Raw genomic sequence first — 13,298 nt, 5'->3', positions numbered from 1 at the left:
AAGGCGGCCGTCTGAAACAATAAAACAAAACAAGCCATTCGTTTAAAATACTCGTTTCCTAGCGCCCAAACGCGTATAATGCAAAGTTTGGGCAAAACTTGCCGGAATGAAACAAAGATGACAGAAGCCGCAGCCGAAAGCGGAAAAATCGCCAAGGCTTTAAAGAAATACCTGATTACAGGCGTACTGGTTTGGTTGCCGATTGCCGTAACCATCTGGGCGATGACCTACATTATATCCGCCGCCGACAGGCTGATCAGCCTATTGCCGGAAAGCTGGCAGCCCCAGCATTTCTGGGGATTCAACATACCCGGTTTGGGCATTGTTGCCGCCACCGTTGTCTTGTTCGTTACCGGCGTATTTGCCGCCAACGTTTTAGGCAGACGGATTCTCGGCGCATGGGACAGCCTTTTGGGACGCATTCCCGTCGTCAAATCCATCTACTCCAGCGTTAAAAAAGTTTCCGAATCCCTGCTCTCCGACAGCAGCCGCTCGTTCAAAACCCCCGTACTTGTTCCCTTTCCGCAACCGGGCATTTGGACGATAGCCTTTGTTTCCGGTCATATCCCCGACAAACTCAAAGGCAGCCTGCCGCAAGATGACGACTATATTTCCGTTTACGTTCCAACCACGCCCAACCCAACCGGCGGCTATTACATCATGGTTAAAAAAAGCGACGTTCGCGAGCTGGACATGAGTGTGGATCAGGCATTGAAATATGTAATTTCGCTGGGCATGGTCATGCCGGACGACTTACCGGTTAAAGTCCTACCCGCCCAAAAGCCGTCTGAAGACGGTGATACCGAACATAACAATTAAGGTCTTCTTTTTTCAGACGGCCTTTCCTTCTTTTTCAAATTGAACAATATAAAAAGGTGATTTTATGCGTACCAACTATTGCGGCCTTATCAGCGAGCAATACTTAGACCAAACCGTTACCGTCAAAGGCTGGGTACACCGCCGACGTGACCACGGCGGTGTGATTTTTATCGACCTGCGCGACCGCGAAGGCATCGTTCAAGTCGTTATCGACCCTGACACTCCGGAAGCATTTGCCGCTGCCGACTCTTCCCGCAACGAATACGTTTTGAGCATTACCGGCCGTGTACGCAACCGTCCAGAAGGTACTACCAACGACAAAATGATTTCAGGCAAAATCGAAATCCTTGCCAAAGAAATCGAAGTCTTGAACGCTGCCGCTACGCCTCCGTTCCAAATCGACGATGAAAACATCAGCGAAAACGTTCGCCTGACCAACCGCGTTATCGACCTGCGCCGTCCGGTGATGCAGCGCAACCTGCGCCTGCGTTATCAAGTCGCTATGGGTGTTCGCCGTTATCTGGATGCGCAAGGCTTCATCGACATCGAAACCCCGATGCTGACCCGCTCCACGCCTGAAGGCGCGCGCGACTACCTCGTGCCGAGCCGCGTTCATCCGGGCGAGTTCTTCGCGCTGCCGCAATCGCCGCAATTGTTCAAACAACTGTTGATGGTGGCGGGTTTCGACCGTTACTACCAAATCACCAAGTGCTTCCGCGACGAAGACCTGCGCGCCGACCGACAACCTGAATTCACGCAAATCGACTTGGAAACCTCGTTCCTGAACGAGGATGAAATCATGGACATCACCGAAGGCATGGCCAAACAAGTCTTCAAAGATGCTTTGAACGTAGATTTGGGCGACTTCCCACGCATGCCTTACTCTGAAGCCATGTTCTACTACGGCTCTGACAAACCGGACATGCGCATCAACTTGAAATTTACCGAGTTGACCGACCTGATGAAAACGGAAGAATTCAAAGTCTTCCGTGGCGCAGCCGACATGAAAGGCGGCCGCGTGGTTGCCCTGCGCGTACCGAACGGCGCGAAATTCAGCCGCAAAGAAATCGACGAATATACCAAATTTGTCGGCATCTACGGCGCGAAAGGTTTGGCATACATCAAAGTGAACGATGTCAGCAACCTTTCCAACGGCGAAGACAGCGGTCTGCAATCTCCAATCGTGAAATTCCTGTCTGAAAACGCCCTGAAAGAAATCATTGAACGTACCGGCGCACAAAACGGCGACATCATCTTCTTCGGCGCAGACAAAGCCAAAGTCGTGAACGAAGCCATCGGCGCGCTGCGTATCAAAGTCGGTTTGGAACACGGCGCAGAAAACGGCTACTTCGTGGACGAATGGAAACCTTTGTGGGTTGTCGATTTCCCGATGTTTGAATACGACGAAGACGCCGACCGCTACGTTGCCGTACACCATCCGTTTACTGCGCCTAAAGAAGGTCACGAAGACCTGATGGTTTCTGACCCGGCAAACTGCCTGGCACGCGCCTACGATATGGTGTTGAACGGCTGGGAAATCGGCGGTGGCTCTATCCGTATCCACCGCGCAGACGTACAAGAGAAAGTGTTTGCCGCGCTGAAAATCAGCCCTGAAGAGCAACAAGAGAAATTCGGCTTCCTCTTGGACAACCTGAAATTCGGCGCGCCTCCGCACGGCGGTTTGGCATTCGGCCTTGACCGTCTGGTGACACTGATGACCGGCGCCGAATCCATCCGCGACGTGATTGCCTTCCCGAAAACCCAACGCGCCCAATGTCTGCTGACCAACGCGCCGAATGCGGTGGACGACAAACAGCTGCGCGAATTGAGCCTGCGCCTGCGTCAGAAAGCAGTTGAAACAAAAGAAGCATAATTTACCGGCTTAACCTTTAAAATATCAAGGCCGTCTGAAAAATTTGAAATTTCTTTCAAATTTTTCAGACGGCCTTTCTACATTTTGGTCGTTTATATATATAATCAACCGCAAACTGTTTTATTTTAAACGTTTACTTTAATGACGTTAGAGTGCGAAAATTAACCGTTTGTAATAAAAACAAACAAATAGTCTTCGCAAGCAATATCATAGCTGTTATACAATAAAGGAACCTGACAATGTTTCTAATACTAATGGGGCTGATACTGACTTTTTTTGTTACATCGTTTATTATTACTTCAATTTTTCATAAAAAACAGTTTGCCTACAACACACACCAAGACTATAACTATCCCTCCCTCCCCTCTACCGCGCATGCTACCCTCAAGGGTGGCAGCCTGACTTTGCCCGCCACTATCAGCGGGCAAGATACCGTTATTGCCAAACTCCGTATCAAATCCACTTGGGCAGGATTGCTGGTATTGCCTTTTGTTGAAACCATTTCATCTAAGGGAAAATGGAAGCAATATTTCGAATACGGCGCAAAAGGCGTGCGCTATATCAATCTGAGTGATACCTTCTCTGACAACGACAAAACCATCCGCTTGGAAGGCAAATACCTATCCTTGCCCGATCAAGAAATCGAACTCTCTGTTTATCCGCGTGAAAACCTCGACGGCAAAAAAATCCTTGTCCTCGCGCCTCATGCTGACGATGCCGAATTAAGCGCATACGGTTTGTATGAAAAACACGCCGCCAATTCAATGATCTGCACCTTAACTGCCAGCGAAGGCGGCAGCTTCCACTATGGCAATCTTTACGGCAAATGCGACTGCGACACTCAGGCCCAATATCTGCAAAAAGGCCGGATGCGTGTTTGGAACAGCCTGACCGTCCCCCTTTTGGCCGGCGTGCCGTCTGAAAACATCCTGCAACTGGGCTACTTCGACAGCACATTGACCGCCATGCGCCAAAATCCGGAAAAAGAGATTAAATCGACCAAAATCGATACGACCGATGTCGATATTTTCCGCAGTGCCAATACCTCCCCATTGGCGAAACATCTCAAGCCCGGCTCGACTTGGAACAGCTTGGTGGACAACCTTGGCTATCTGATAGAAACGTTCCAGCCGGATATTATCGTGACGCCGTCTCCCAATATTGATGTGCATCCCGACCACCAACATACTGCTCTGGCCGCCATCGAAGCCCTGCGCAAAATCGATTACCGCCGCGGCAATCTGTTTTTACACACCATACATTATCTGAGCGACGACTTCCCTATCGGCAAAGTAGGTTCCTCCCTCAGCCTGCCGCCATCCTCCGAGCAACCGTTTTACTTCCAAAGCATCTATTCCCATCCCTTGGATAAAGAAGAGCAAAACCGCAAACTTCTCGCCCTTGATGCCATGAACGACATCCGTCCTAATTCAGACGGCTATATGCGTTGGAGCACCATGATATTCAAAGGCTTAAATAAACTGCGACACCACGTCCTCCATCTCGACAAAGACTTGGTCAACCGCTTTGTCCGCAGCAACGAATTCTTCTATACCATCCCCATCAGCGACTTGTACCAAGAAGAGACACTAAAACAAATCACCTATCAGGGCAAAGCCCAATAAACCACAAAGGCCGTCTGAAAAGATGTTTCAGACGGCCTTTATCACAAAATCAAAACAATAAAATCACCGCATTACAAACGAAAAACACCAAGCCCAAATCCAAACGCGACAACCCAAGTTATAATAAAACCCTTCCCATACGCCCCACATCATCATGCCGATTTACTTCATCGCCGATTTGCACCTGAGCGACTCCCATCCTCAGCTGACCGCACTCTTCCAAAAATTTATCCAAGAAAAAGCCGTTCACGCCCAAGCCGTATACATTCTTGGCGACCTTTTCGATTTTTGGATCGGCGATGACGAAAACAGCCCTTTGGTTCAAACCATCAAACAAACCATCCTCAGCCTAACCAAGCGTGGCATTGCCTGCTATTTCATCCATGGCAACCGCGACTTCCTCATCGGCAAAACCTTCGCCCGCGATACCGGCATGACCTTACTGCCCGAGTACGCCGTTATCGACCTGTTCGGCACACCCACCCTACTCTGTCACGGCGACACCCTCTGCACCGACGACCATTCTTATCAAAAATTCCGCCGTACCGTCCATCAAAAATGGCTGCAACGCCTGTTCCTACTCCTGCCGCTCACACTCCGACTGAACATCGCCACCAAAATCCGCAAGCAGAGCAAACAGGACAAACAACACAAAACCGCCGACATCATGGACGTCAATCCAGCCTTTACCCACGAAACCGTCCAACGCTTCCACACGCCCCTGCTCATCCACGGCCATACCCACCGCGAAAACATCCATCGCAACGCCGACTACACCCGCATCGTACTCGGAGACTGGCGCGACAATTACGCCTCCATTCTCGAAGTCGATGCCGAGGGCTACCGTTTTATCGCCTTATAAAACATCAGGCCGTCTGAAACCGGTTTCCCGATTGTTCAGACGGCCTGACTGACAAACATCCTCAAACGATTTACGCAAACCAACCGCGTATCCGCTCCAAACCACCAAAGCGCACACACGCATCCGCATTCGCTTCGGTTTTCGGTTTTGCCCGATAAGCAATGCCGAATCCCGCCTCCCGTATCATCGGAATATCATTCGCACCATCACCCATCGCCACCACCTGCCACGGAGCCAAACCCAGTCGCTCACGGTATTCACGCAATAAATCCGTCTTAGCCTGCGCATCGATAATCCGTCCTTTCAGACGGCCTGTCAGCTTGCCGTTTTCCACTTCCAACACATTCGCAAAATGGAAATCTAAGCCCAAACGCCGTTGCAGGCGTTCCGTAAAGAACGTAAACCCGCCCGACACCAGCATAAACTTCACATCATTCCGTTTGCACTCTTCCAACAAAAATTCCGCGCCCGGCGACAGCTGCAACACATTCTCGTACACCTCTTCCAACACACGCTCGTCCAAACCGGCCAGCAAAGCCACACGCTTACGCAAAGACTGCTCAAAGTCCAGCTCGCCGCGCATCGACTGCTCCGTAATCGCTGCCACCTCATCTTTCAGCCCGACACCGGCCGCAATCTCATCCACACACTCAATCGTAATCAGCGTCGAATCCATATCGCTGACAATCAGTCCCAAATCAGCAAAAGCCACATCCGGCAACACCGCACCATCTATCTGCTGCGCAATCAACGCCGCACGCATATCGTCCGTCAATTCAAAATCATCATCAACCGGCACGCGCAACACCGACTTCCCTGATGGCGCAGACACTAAACCGCCAAATGCCGACCAGTCGCAAGCGCCCAAATCCCCATGTTGCAACACCAAAACTTTCTTCATCTCATTCTCCTCATACCCCAAAACCTTTACAAACATATCGGGTACACATTCAGCCTAAAACAACGAAACCGTATTTTTGCAAAGGCCTTAAAAAACCAAAACAGCATTATAGCCGAACAACCCCAGCAATTTTCAGACGGCCTGTAAACAATTCAACTAGAGCTACCAATACCAATCCCTGCATCAACTAAACAAGTCATGACTCAAAAATTTGATTTAGGACAAGCTGTTTAAAAAACTTTGCAAGCAACAGATAACTTGTTGTTGCTTTTTCTTACAGTTTCGATATAGTTCTTTATGGCTAGTTTGGCACTACCCCTTATATCTAGCTTTCATTGCATTCCCACCTCCATTCGTTGCCAACGGCTCCCTTTCCGATGGCAACCTTTTTTTGACCCGATGGTTTGACAATATTAAAATTGAATCAAATAAAATGATTCGAGGATTTATATTTAATTTTTAAAACAAAACGGCTTATAAAAAATAACGGCTCAATTTAAACAGATATTGCTGCCAATATTTAAAAACAAACAGACCTTTCTTTATCAAGGACCTCATAAAATGCATCATTCTAAGAAACTATTCAAACTAAGCACACTTGCCCTCTGCCTTGCTGCATTACCCCAAGCCACACAAGCTGCCGAAGAGGTACAACAGGCTGAAGTGGAACAAGTTACCGTAGTGGGTAAAAACAAAAGTTTGCGCACTGAAAGTCAAAACAGCTACACAGTATCCGCCCTGCGCTCAACCACGGGGCTGGTGCTCTCTCCGCGGGAAATTCCCCAATCTGTCAGCGTCATTACTAAAAAACAAATTGAAGACCAGGGCATTACCGACTTAGAAGGTGCATTGCAAAACGCTACGGGTATCAATGTTTTCAAAAGCGGCGGACGCACGCACTTCATGTCGCGTGGCTATTTTATCGAACAGTTTGAAGAAGACGGCATTGCCACGCAACTCGGCTCTCCCGGCGGATTCGGCTTAGGCGGCCCGGCCGGCGACCCAACCAGTGCAACTGATATGGCAATGTACGACCACATTGAAGTGGTGCGCGGTGCGGCAGGTTTGACACAGGCAAACAACGAACCCGGCGGCACAGTAAACGCCGTCCGCAAAAAGCCGACTGCAAAACGCCAGCTTTCTGCCGATTTGATGGCAAACTCATGGGGCAAAGTAAACAGCGTCTTTGATGCATCCGGCACCTTAAGCCAAGAACACGGCCTGCGCGGACGCTTTGTCGGCTCGGTTGGCAGCAACAAAACCTTCAAAGACCAATCCGGCGGCCGCGACATCCTTCTGTATGGCGTGATGGACAAAGACATCGGCGACAACAGCAAACTTACCTGGGGCGCAAGCTATCTCAACCAAACCGAAACACCCGATCCTGACGGCCTGCCTATGCGTGCAGACGGCAAAGAGTGGAAACGCAGCCGCTATCTGGGTGCGGATTGGAACGAAGCCCGCCTGAAAAAATACAATCTTTTTACCGAATTTGAACATTATTTCAACGACAACTGGAAACTGAGCAGCAAGTTGGACTGGCGCAAGAATACCAGTTCAAAAGAATATTACACGCTGGGCGGCACAGGTAACGGCATCGGTACAGACGGCCTGGGGACCACATACAGCTTCGACCGTTACGATACAGGCAACCGCCAGTTCACTTTCCAAAACAACTTGACCGGCCGCATCTTCTCTTTCGGCCAAAATCACGACCTCTTCTTCATGCACAGCTATTCCAAAGAGAACGTGAACTCAAGCAACCGCTGGTTTGATGACAGCAGTACCTATGACGCAGATGCCTTTAACGGCAGCGAGAAAGCCAAACCCGATTGGGGTTCTGCCACAGCCAAAGCCCGTGGCGGCAACGGCCGTTATACTACCCATGCCTTTGGTTTGGGCGCGCGCATCAATCCTACCGACAAACTACATATCATCGCAGGCGGACGCTATACCAGCTGGAAACGCGACTTCTATTGGGATCGCAACCTCAAAGACGGAGTAGCAGGTTCATCAGACTCGCTCAAACGCAACCGCTTCGTTCCTTATGCCGGCATCACTTACGACATCACGCCTAAACAAAGCGTTTACGCCGCCTATACGTCCATCTTCAAACAAACGATGAACCGCGACTACAACGACAACCTGCTGCCTCCGATTATGGGACGCAACTACGAACTCGGCTGGAAAGGCGAATGGAACGAAGGCCGTCTGAATACTTCCGTCGCCCTTTACCGCACCGACAAAGACAACAACAACCAACGCGTCAATGCCAAACCGCACGCCTATTGGGAACCGCTCAACCAAAGCAGCCGCGGCTTGGACGCCGAAATTTCCGGCAGCCTGACCGACCGTTGGCAGGTTTACGCAGGCTACACCTTCAACCGCAGCACCAACCGCAACAGCGTCGGGGACAATGTTGAATCGCGCCGAAAAGGCTACAACTTCAGCAGCCATACGCCGAAACATATGTTCCGCCTCTACACCAGCTATATTCTGCCGGTGGATGACGGCAAATGGACGGTCGGACTGGGCTTAAAGAGCAGCAGCAAAACCGCCAACTCCTACGGCTCCATCAAGCAAGGCGGCTACACGGTTTGGAACACCAACGTCCAATACCGCCCGAGCAAAAACTTGCAACTGGGGCTGGCGGTCAACAACCTGACCGACAAACGCTACTACGAAAACCAATACAACCGAGCTGCCAACAGCGACAACTTCTACGGCGAACCGCGCAACGCCGTGTTCAGCCTGAAATGGAAGATGTAGTCCGTCTGCGGTAGCAAAATTAAAAAACAATAATTAAATCATATTCGGCAATCTACCCGACCTACTCCTGACAGACAGGGAACAATTGCCATTGTTGTAAAAGTAAGGGGTTGTCTGAAAACTGCTGTTTGAGTTTTCGGACGACCCCTTTTCCATAAAAACCTCTTAACCCCCACCTAAAGGAGCTGTAATGAACCATCCGATTCGTTATGCCTACCTGCTTGCCGCCGTCCCGCTGCAACTTTCCGCCCAAACTACCGAACAGACGGAACATGTTGACCTGCCCACCGTTAACGTAACCGGACAAAGCCGTACTGCTTCGCGCGACAGTTATACCGTGCCGGTCATGTCCACCGCCACCGGCCTGCCGATCTCCCCCAAAGACACGCCGCAATCCGTCAGCGTCATTACGCGCAAACAAATGGACGATTCGGGCGCGACCACGCTGGAAGACGCATTGAAAACCACCACAGGGCTGAATATTTACAAACAGGGTTTCCAAACCCGCCTTCAATCCAGAGGCTTCGACATCGCTCAGATCAGCGAAGACGGTGTCAATTCGACTGTCTGTACCATGTGCGGCAATAATCCGCACGATGCCAAACAACTGACCGATACCGCACTTTACGACCGCATCGAAGTCGTGCGCGGAGCAACAGGTCTGCGTAAAGCGCAAAGCGAGCCGGGCGGCAGCATCAATGCCATCCGAAAACGCCCGACCGCTGCGCCGCTGCTTGAATTTGATGCAACTGCCGACCGCTTCGGCACGCTGCGCTCTTCCGCCGATGTATCGGGATTCCTCAGCCGCGACAATGGCTTGCGCGGGCGCGCGGTTGCCGTACTTGAAAAAAACAAAAGCTGGCGTAAAAACAGCGACGGCAATAAAGGGATTATTTACGGCGTTATCGACAAGCAAGTCGGGGAAAACGATATGCTGACGTTGAGTGCGATGTACCACCGTGAAAAAGATGTACCTTCCCTGTTCGGACTGCCCGCCAATCCCGACGGCAGCGACCTACGATTGCCGCGCGACAGCTATTTGGGTGCGAACTGGAATCGTGCTGATTACAAAAAAGCCAATATGTTCGCCGAATGGAAGCACTATTTCGGCGATCGTTGGAATCTGACCACTTCCGTTGATTACCGCCGCAACAAATCCGTTACCGAATATGGTTACGTCCCGCAGCGGCAAAATATTTCGCCCGCAGGCACATTGAGTGACGGTTATACTGGCAGAAGCGACCGCAACAACAGTCAATGGACTGTGCAAAGCGATTTAGAAGGAAAATTTGATTGGTTCGGCCGCGAACATGAGTTTTACGCGGGCTATGAATACACCAAAGAAAAATTCGATAATATGTGGCGAGGCACACCCTTGAAAGATGGCAACTATCCTGTTTTTTCTTGGACGGGTGATGAAATTGCCAAACCTGATTGGAACACGACCCGCAATCTCGAAATTCGTAAAACCGTTCCCGACACCCACACGGCGACCATAGCCACCCGCCTGAACATTGCCGACAAATGGCACATCCTGCTCGGCACAAGTTACAGCCGCTGGCGGCAATCACAATATCTGTCATGGATGAAAACCCCCGACAGCCACTATAAAAAAGGCCGTTTCATCCCCTACGCAGGCATTACCTACGATATCACCCCGCAACAAAACCTATATGCAAGTTACACCAGCATTTTCAAATACTCGGGCGATTATTACGACATCAATGACAAGCTCTTGCCGCCTGTAATGGGCAACAGCTACGAAATCGGCTGGAAAGGCGCATGGAACAACAATAAATTGAACACCACCCTCGCCTTGTTTCAAACCGAAAAACACAACCAACCCACAGATACATGGTTGGGTAAAGACCTTGCAACGGGCAATATCCGTCCTTGGGTACGCGGCGACCGCGCCATCTACACGCCTGTACGCATGGAAAGCCGCGGTATTGATGCCGAAATTGCCGGCAACATCACCGACGACTGGCAGATTTTTGCGGGCTATACCTTCAACAAAAGGCGTTATACCTCCACTGCTGCCGCCCAAACCGCAGAGCGCAACGGTCGCGGGGTCGATTTCAGCCAGCACACGCCCCGACATATCTTCCGCCTCAATACCATGTACCGCCTGCCCGGTGCGGCGCACAAATGGACGGTGGGCGGAGGTGTGAACGTCCAAAGCAAATCCAGCCCGATTATAGTGAACGGAGAGAAACAATATTTGGGCGGTTACGCCGTTTGGCATGCAACCGTACAATACGAACCCTCCAAACACACCAAGCTCAGCCTGAAAGTCGACAACCTGACCGACAAACGCTATTACGAAAGCTATGCCCACCGCGCTACCTACCAAGGACATTTCTACGGACAGCCGCGCAATGTAACCTTGAACTTCAAGTGGAAGATGTAGCCGTTGTATGAAGCGAGGTCGTCTGAAAACACAATCCGGCTTTCAGACGACCTCTTACCCCTGCCGTCATACCCGTTCATACCGACATGACGGCATCGGTATTTTCATTTGAACATCTGCAAACAGTCGTCTAAAACCCATCAGGAAACAAAAGCGTCGGATAGCGTGTCTGATACCGTTATCCCGCCGATGCAGATTTTCAGACGACCTCCCGTTATTTGTACCAACACACCATCCATGAACATCCTCAAAAAATTCTTTTACCTTGCCCGCCCTTTTTGGTCGGGGACACACGGTCGCCTCCAATGGCTGATGCTCGCCGTTTTGATAGGGTTTACCCTATTCTCTATTACCATCAGCGTTTGGATTGCCGCGTGGGACAAACGCTTCTACGACGCGCTGGCCGCGTTTGACGGCGCATCCATGCCTTCGCTCATCGTCGAATACCTCGGCTACATGGCGATGATTATCGGCTGCATCGTCTGCGGCGACTGGCTGCAAAAACGCCTCATTTTCCGCTGGCGCACCCACCTGACCAAACAATTCCAGCAAAACTGGCTCGAAGGCCACAAACACTACCGCCTGCGCCTGACCGGCGAACCCGACAACCCCGACCAGCGCATCGCCGAAGACATCTACCTCCTCGCTGACAAAAGCATCGGACTGTTCCGCTCCTTCATCAATAATATTGCCAAATTCAGCGCGTTCGTCGCCGTATTGTGGACGCTCTCCGGCGTACAGACCTTCAATATCGGCGGGCGCGACATCACCATACACGGCTATCTTGTTTGGGTTGCACTGATTTATTCCATCTTCAGCACCATCATCGCCCATCTTGTCGGTCGCAAACTTAAAAACCTCAACATCGACCGCCAGCACCGCGAAGCCGACTACCGCGCAGCCCTTTTACGCGTACGCGACCATGCCGAACAAATCGCCTTCTACAACGGCGGCGAAGCCGAAACAGGCCGTCTGAAACAACGCTACCTCCGCATCCGCGACAACTGGCGACGGCTGACCAACTGCGAATTCCGCCAAGAAACCTTCTGGGCGACCTATGTCCGCATCAGCATCTTCATCCCCATCCTCGCCACCCTGCCCATGTACCTCGCCAAAACCATGACCTTCGGCGACATGATGCAGACCCGCACATCGTTTGCCCGCGTTCAAGACAGTTTCGGCTGGTTTACTGACGCATACCGCCGCCTGATTGAATGGGCGGCAGTCGTCGAACGCCTCTCCGGTTTTCAGACGGCCTTGGAACAAGCAGAACAAAAAAGCTCCTCCCTTCAGTCATACCAAGCAGCTTTGCCGCATCATAGCGGCAAGGTCGTCCTGCAAAACCTTACCGTCCACACCCAAACCGGCAGCCCCCTGCTTACTGATATTCACCTCCAAGCCCGTTCTCCCGAATGGGTATTGCTTGAAGGCAGAAGCGGCATCGGCAAATCCACGCTGCTTCGCGCCCTCGCAGGCTTGTGGCCGTATTACCACGGCAGTTTTTCCCTCGAAGGTAGCCGCCTGTTTTTCCCGCAACGCCCTTACCTGCCTGCGGACACATTGCGTCAAACTGTCAGCTATCCCTATACGGCCTGCCAAGACGACCATTTGATTCAAACCATTTTGGAACAAGTAGGCTTAAGCAGCCCCACGGGTCGGTTGCGCACATTGATGAACGATTTGGACACTTCACACGAATGGCACGGCATCCTTTCCGGCGGAGAGCAGCAACGCCTCAGCCTCGCTCGCGCACTGCTGCACAAACCGCAAATCCTGTTCCTAGATGAAGCCACCAACCAGCTCGATGACGAATCCGCCCTGATGTTGATGCAGACCCTCAAGCAACATTTGCCCGATACTTTGGTCATCGGCATCAGCCACCAATCCAAGATTCAAGCCCTGTTTGATAGCTCTCTGAATTTGAATGAAAAATTATTTAAATGTTAAAATGTGCAAAACGCTTGCTTTCGATCCTAATAAGGGATATAGTACTAAGTAACTAGTTCTTATTGATGAGAGCTACTCCTTGGATACTTGCC

At 51.0% G+C, this 13,298-nt stretch carries 8 protein-coding genes; 7 read left to right on the top strand and 1 reads right to left on the bottom strand.

Annotated features, from left to right (window positions below; translation table 11 throughout):
- The first annotated feature begins 117 nt into the window (after window positions 1–117).
- The 4 genes from HMPREF2872_RS01215 to lpxH all read left to right on the top strand — a co-directional run bounded on the left by HMPREF2872_RS01215 (window position 118) and on the right by lpxH (window position 5,179).
- Window positions 118–819, top strand: coding sequence for a DUF502 domain-containing protein (locus tag HMPREF2872_RS01215; protein WP_070630594.1), 702 nt, complete (start codon window positions 118–120; stop codon window positions 817–819).
- Window positions 820–883: 64 nt separating this feature from the next.
- On the top strand, window positions 884–2,692 hold the full coding sequence (gene aspS, locus HMPREF2872_RS01210; protein ID WP_070630592.1) for an aspartate--tRNA ligase: 1,809 nt from the start codon (window positions 884–886) through the stop codon (window positions 2,690–2,692).
- 239 nt (window positions 2,693–2,931) lie between these two features.
- Complete coding sequence (locus HMPREF2872_RS01205) at window positions 2,932–4,317, top strand: PIG-L deacetylase family protein (RefSeq protein WP_070630590.1); 1,386 nt, start codon at window positions 2,932–2,934, stop codon at window positions 4,315–4,317.
- Between the two features lie 154 nt (window positions 4,318–4,471).
- Window positions 4,472–5,179: a UDP-2,3-diacylglucosamine diphosphatase gene (gene lpxH / locus HMPREF2872_RS01200; protein WP_070630588.1), complete on the top strand. Its 708-nt coding sequence runs from the start codon at window positions 4,472–4,474 to the stop codon at window positions 5,177–5,179.
- A gap of 70 nt (window positions 5,180–5,249) precedes the next feature.
- Here the strand turns inward: lpxH and serB are convergent, their stop codons facing one another.
- The gene (gene serB, locus HMPREF2872_RS01195) at window positions 5,250–6,080 is read right to left on the bottom strand and encodes a phosphoserine phosphatase SerB (protein ID WP_070630727.1); all 831 of its coding nucleotides are present in this window, start codon (window positions 6,078–6,080) and stop codon (window positions 5,250–5,252) included.
- A gap of 561 nt (window positions 6,081–6,641) precedes the next feature.
- Here serB and HMPREF2872_RS01190 point away from each other — a divergent pair.
- The 3 genes from HMPREF2872_RS01190 (at window position 6,642) to HMPREF2872_RS01180 (ending at window position 13,206) form a co-directional block, all read left to right on the top strand.
- Window positions 6,642–8,849: a TonB-dependent siderophore receptor gene (locus HMPREF2872_RS01190; protein ID WP_070630586.1), complete on the top strand. Its 2,208-nt coding sequence runs from the start codon at window positions 6,642–6,644 to the stop codon at window positions 8,847–8,849.
- A gap of 190 nt (window positions 8,850–9,039) precedes the next feature.
- Window positions 9,040–11,259, top strand: a complete 2,220-nt coding sequence (locus tag HMPREF2872_RS01185) for a TonB-dependent siderophore receptor (protein WP_070630583.1) — start codon at window positions 9,040–9,042, stop codon at window positions 11,257–11,259.
- 237 nt (window positions 11,260–11,496) lie between these two features.
- Complete coding sequence (locus HMPREF2872_RS01180; RefSeq protein WP_070630581.1) at window positions 11,497–13,206, top strand: ABC transporter ATP-binding protein/permease; 1,710 nt, start codon at window positions 11,497–11,499, stop codon at window positions 13,204–13,206.
- Window positions 13,207–13,298: the final 92 nt, after the last annotated feature.

The sequence above is a fragment of the Neisseria sp. HMSC069H12 genome (assembly GCF_001812735.1).
Lineage (GTDB): Bacteria > Pseudomonadota > Gammaproteobacteria > Burkholderiales > Neisseriaceae > Neisseria > Neisseria subflava.
The sequence above is the reverse complement of the archived record's forward strand: the minus strand, read 5'-3'. Positions and strand labels throughout refer to the sequence as shown.

Excerpts from the sequence above, each read along its gene's own strand:
- lpxH (WP_070630588.1), top strand. The coding sequence starts at position 4,472 with ATGCCGATTTACTTCATCGCCGATTTGCACCTGAGCGACTCCCATCCT.
- aspS (WP_070630592.1), top strand. The coding sequence starts at position 884 with ATGCGTACCAACTATTGCGGCCTTATCAGCGAGCAATACTTAGACCAA.
- HMPREF2872_RS01190 (WP_070630586.1), top strand. The coding sequence starts at position 6,642 with ATGCATCATTCTAAGAAACTATTCAAACTAAGCACACTTGCCCTCTGC.
- HMPREF2872_RS01185 (WP_070630583.1), top strand. The coding sequence starts at position 9,040 with ATGAACCATCCGATTCGTTATGCCTACCTGCTTGCCGCCGTCCCGCTG.
- HMPREF2872_RS01180 (WP_070630581.1), top strand. The coding sequence starts at position 11,497 with ATGAACATCCTCAAAAAATTCTTTTACCTTGCCCGCCCTTTTTGGTCG.
- serB (WP_070630727.1), bottom strand. The coding sequence starts at position 6,080 with ATGAAGAAAGTTTTGGTGTTGCAACATGGGGATTTGGGCGCTTGCGAC.
- HMPREF2872_RS01205 (WP_070630590.1), top strand. The coding sequence starts at position 2,932 with ATGTTTCTAATACTAATGGGGCTGATACTGACTTTTTTTGTTACATCG.
- HMPREF2872_RS01215 (WP_070630594.1), top strand. The coding sequence starts at position 118 with ATGACAGAAGCCGCAGCCGAAAGCGGAAAAATCGCCAAGGCTTTAAAG.